Source organism: Endozoicomonas sp. ALB115 (genome assembly GCF_049310245.1).
Lineage (GTDB): Bacteria > Pseudomonadota > Gammaproteobacteria > Pseudomonadales > Endozoicomonadaceae > Endozoicomonas.
The window spans coordinates 1-3,727 of sequence record NZ_JBLYZG010000143.1 but is presented as its reverse complement, the minus strand read 5'-3'; the positions used below and the strand labels follow the sequence as shown (position 1 = coordinate 3,727).

Below are 3,727 nucleotides of genomic sequence, written 5' to 3'. Positions count from 1 at the left end.
TTGTCCTCCAGTTTTGCCATGGCCCACAGCAGGTTGGTGATATGCTGAGGACTAAACTGGTCTTTCTGTGCGTTTACGTGGGGCAATAGCGCGACCACGGCCTTTTTTAATTCTGGTGTTTGCACCTGCCCGTTATCTACCAGTTTGGCCATGGCCCACAGCAGGTTGGCGATATGCTGAGGAATAAAACAGTCTTTCAGTGCGTTCACGTGGGGCAACAGCGCGGCCAGAGCCTCGTTGAACTCTGATGTCAGTTCCTGGCCGTTGTCCACCAGTTTCGCCATGGCCCACAGCAAGTTAACGATACCCTGTGGTTTAAAGTTTGCTTTTTGTACGTTCACGTGGGGCAACAGCACGGCCACGGCCTCGTTGAGACCTGGTGTCCGCTCCAGTCCGTTGTCCACCAATTTCGCCATGGCCCACAGCTGGTTGGTGATTTCCTGGGCATTAAATTGGTTTTTCTGTGCGTTCACGTGGGGCAACAACACGGCCACAGTCTCTTTGAGCTCTGGTACCCACTTCCGATCGTTGTCCATCAGTTTCGCCATTGCCCACAGCAGGTTGGCGATTTCCTGTGGTTTAAAGTCAGCTTTCTGTGCGTTCACGTGGGGCAACAGGGCAGCCACGGCCTCTTTGAGCCCTTGCGTTTGCTGTTGTTCGTTGTCCACCAGTTTCGCCATGGCCCACAGCAGGTTGGCGATTCCCTGAGGAATAAATTGTTTTTTCTGTGTGTTCACATGGGGCATCAACACGGCCACGGCCTCGTTGAACTCTGGCGTCCGCTTCTGCCCGTTGTCCACCAGTTTCGCCATGGCCCACAGCAGGTTAGCGATTTCCTGAGCACCAATATCACGGGCTTTCGGTTTTTGGTTGCAGTTAAATATTATTGCATCAAGTAGTGTCGACAATAAGGCAGCTTGAGTGAGCACAACGCGCTTATCCAGCGGTTTATGAGGGGTAAAAACACCTGCTGAAGTCAATGAGTGAAGTGTTGTCGTCAGGCTTCGCCAATTCCAGCTCCGTGTTGCTGTGAAATTTTGCAGCAAACGCATCAGCTGGCTTTGTTCTGCTCGATTTAACGGCCTTTTAGCAGCTGACGTGTATTTTTTAAGTGAACTAGCATATAGACCGTGATCTCTCCCATCATAGCGATGACCGAAACGTTCCGATTTCCTCACCAGACCAGCCATTATTTCTGGTTTGATGAGGGCATTAAAATCTTGAGCAGAGTTGACTGAACGGTGAATCAAATATTGAGAAGGGCGTGTGCCGGAAGAATGGTGAAATTTATTACATCCCGGAGTAGAGCGGGGGTGAGTATCCCACTGCCTGACCGTGGCATGTCTGTATCGTCCACGCCTTGAAGAAACAGCATGGCCACCTGGTCGATTATAATCATTATCTGATCTTGCGTATTGACCACTGATACCGGCAGAGCTTCTGTCCATAATTATATTTCATTAATTCATGAAAATATAAAAAGCAGACTGCTGTTATGCCCAGAAGTTCATTTTGCAGAAAAGTTTACTTGAGTCATGATGGGAGGAAGGCGATTACTGATTGTTTTCTTCTTCTTTGCCGGTTTGGTTTGCTCTGCTAAATGTCTTCACCAGTCACGTATGCAGCATCTGTCCACCCTCTTTTAAGTGATACAGTGTCATGACCCTGTGGCGGGATGCTTACCCTGATCTTTATTTGATCAATATAGGGTTTCATTAAATCGTTGCTCAAAAGCTGGTTAGTCGGGATTTCAATGACCTCAAATCCTGCTTTTTGCAACAGTGCGATTTTCAGCAGAGTCGAACCATTCCTGGTTTTGAAATCACCACCCACATAATGAGAGGGGCCCTGAATTTCAATCACCATGTTGTGATCTGGCAGTAACAGATCAACCGGAGGTAATAAGTTCAGACACTTTTCTTCTTCGATCGTCAAAGCTGGAATAGATGATTTGAGTTGATCACGGAAGTCGACCTGGTTTTTTGAAATGATTGTCTGGTAATGACGGACGACCGAACAGGTTCTGCCAAGCCAACTTGCAGCCATGGTAATGATGGATTGATCATCGCCATTATCTGGCGATGTATTTTCCAGACGAATGAACAGGTCATCCATGTGTTTTTCAAATAGGTTATTTTTATTGGCATTGGAGTCCAGAAACAACCTGGCACAGCATACCATGACTCCCCAGAGAGACATCGATATCTCTTTCTGAGAAAACTGAAGGTTCTTACTGATTCGAGAGAGCAGCGATTCGAACGTAGAGGTAACCACGTTCAGCTCAATGAGTTCACCCAGTTTCGCAATGGCCCACAGCAGGTTAGCGATTTCCTGTGGTTTAAAGTCCGATTTATGTGCGTTCACGAGGGGCAACAGGGCGGCCACGGCCTCTTTGAGACCTGGTGTCTGATCCAGCCTGTTGTCCACCAGTTTCGCCATGGCCCAAAACAGGTTGGCGATACCCTGCGGTTTAAAGTGAGCTTTTTGTCCATTTACGAGGGGCATCAGCGCGGTCACGGCCTCGTTGAGACCTGGTGTCTGCGCCTGCCCGTTGTCCACCAGTTTTGCCATGGCCCAAAGCAGGTTGGCGGTTTCCTGTGGGTTAAAGTTAGCTTTTTGTATGTGCACGAAGGGCAACAGCGCCGCCACGGCCTCGTTGAGACCTGGTGTCTGCTCCTGCCCGTTGTCCACCAGTTTCGCCATGACCCACAGCAGGTTGGCGATATGCTGAGGGCTAAACTGGTCTTTCTGTGCGTCCACGCGGGGCAACAGCGCGGCCACGGCCTTGTTGAACTCTGGTGTTTGCTCCTGCCCGTTATCTACCAGTTTCGCCATGGCCAGTAGCAGGTTGGCGATGCTCTGGGCAGTAAATTGGTCTTTCTGTGCATTCGCGTGGGACAACAGCGCGGCCACGGCCTTTTTCAACCCTGGTGTTTGCTCCTGCCCGTTATCTACCAGTTTCGCCATGGCCCACAGCATGTTGGCGATATGCAGTGGTTTAAAGCTAGCTTTTGGTTCGGTCACGCAGGTCAACAGTGCAGCTACGGTTTCGTTGAACTCTGGTGTCTGCTCGTACCAGTGGTCCACCCGTTTCGCCATGGCCCACAGCAGGTTGGTGATTTCCTGAGGTTTAAGGTGAGCTTTTTGTGCCTTCACGAGGGGTAACAGCACGGCCATGGTCTCGTTGAGACCTGGTATCCGCTCCTGCCCTTTGTCCTCGAGTTTTGCCATAGCCCACATCAGGTTGGCGATATGCTGAGGAATAAACTGGTCTTTCTGTGCGTTCACGTGGGGCAACAGCGTGACCACGGCCTTGTTGAAATCTGGTGTCCACTCCAGCCCGTTGTCCTCCAGTTTTGCCATGGCCCACAGCAGGTTGGCGATATGCAGAGGAATAAACCAGTCTTTCTGTGCATTCACTTGGGGCAACAGCCCGACCAGGGCCTTGTTGAACTCTGGTGTCCGCTCTTGCCCGTTGTCCACCAGTTTCGCCATGGCCCACAGCAGGTTAACGATACCCTGTGGTTTAAAGTTCGCTTTTTGTACGTTCACGTAGGGCAACAGCACGGCCATGGCCTCGTTGAGACCCGGTGTCCGCTCCAGCCCTTTGTCCACCAGTTTCGCCATGGCCCACAGCAGGTTGGCAATATGCTGAGGAATAAATTGTTCTTTCTGTGTGTTTACATGGGGTAGCAACGCGGCCACGGCCTCGTTGAACTCTGGCGTC

The 3,727-nt window shown here is 50.7% G+C and carries 2 protein-coding genes; both read right to left on the bottom strand.

Annotation, left to right across the window (positions count from 1 at the left end):
- Positions 1-1,448 (bottom strand): DUF1601 domain-containing protein (locus tag ACO6VE_RS24020; RefSeq protein ID WP_422463995.1); only part of this gene is annotated, 1,448 nt, incomplete at its 3' end.
- 148 nt (positions 1,449-1,596) lie between these two features.
- On the bottom strand, positions 1,597-3,727 hold a 2,131-nt coding region (locus tag ACO6VE_RS24015; RefSeq protein WP_422463993.1), incomplete at its 5' end, for a DUF1601 domain-containing protein.